At 41.4% G+C, this 705-nt stretch carries 2 protein-coding genes; both read left to right on the top strand.

What is annotated here, in order from left to right:
- The first annotated feature begins 164 nt into the window (after nucleotides 1-164).
- Complete coding sequence (locus V7R55_RS19495; protein ID WP_334061031.1) at nucleotides 165-413, top strand: type II toxin-antitoxin system Phd/YefM family antitoxin; 249 nt, start codon at nucleotides 165-167, stop codon at nucleotides 411-413.
- A complete protein-coding gene (locus tag V7R55_RS19490) occupies nucleotides 403-696 on the top strand; it encodes a type II toxin-antitoxin system RelE family toxin (RefSeq protein WP_334061029.1) in 294 nt (97 codons plus the stop codon). The genes V7R55_RS19495 and V7R55_RS19490 overlap by 11 nt, the downstream gene beginning before the upstream one ends.
- Nucleotides 697-705 lie beyond the last annotated feature (9 nt).

Here is a 705-nt window from a genome sequence, read left to right as displayed (position 1 = left end):
AACACCCGCATAACGGGCAAAAATACGCAGGCTACAATACCAAGCGAAGCGCAGGGAGCCTACGTATATTTGTCCCAGCGAACGTAGTGAGCGAGTTTATGCGCTTGTTAAACCAACAATGATAGCCTAAAATGACCTAATTAAAGACCTTTTAGGAGACCGTTATGGCGGCGAGAGTTTTGGCTGAAGTTGCTGCAAGTATTACAGAACTAAAAGCAAACCCTATGAAAGTTGCGAGCAGTGCATATGGCGATCCTGTCGCCATATTGAATAGGAATGAACCCGCATTCTATTGTGTCCCGGCTGAGATTTACGAAAAAATGATGGATCGTTTGGAAGATCTGGAACTACTGAAGCTTGTTAAAGAAAGGCAAGGTGAAGAAAGCGTTTCGGTGAATTTGGATGACCTATAAATTAGAGTTTAAAAGAAGCGCCCTAAAAGAATGGAATAAGCTTGGTAGTACTTTGCAGCAGCCATTGAAAAAGAAGTTAGCAGAGAGGTTAAAAACACCGCACGTAGCCCCAGATAGAGTTTTAGGTGCCGATAATGTTTATAAAATAAAATTACGTCAATCAGGATATAGGTTGGTGTATCAGGTACTTGATGACGTAGTTGTAGTTACAGTGCTTGCAGTGGGAAAACGCGAAAGAAATGAGGCTTACAAAAAAGCATTAAAGAGACTTGATGCTGAATAAGGGTTTAAC

This window comes from Alteromonas sp. S005 (assembly GCF_036864475.1).
GTDB lineage: Bacteria > Pseudomonadota > Gammaproteobacteria > Enterobacterales > Alteromonadaceae > Alteromonas.
This window is presented reverse-complemented; position numbering and strand designations above follow the sequence as displayed.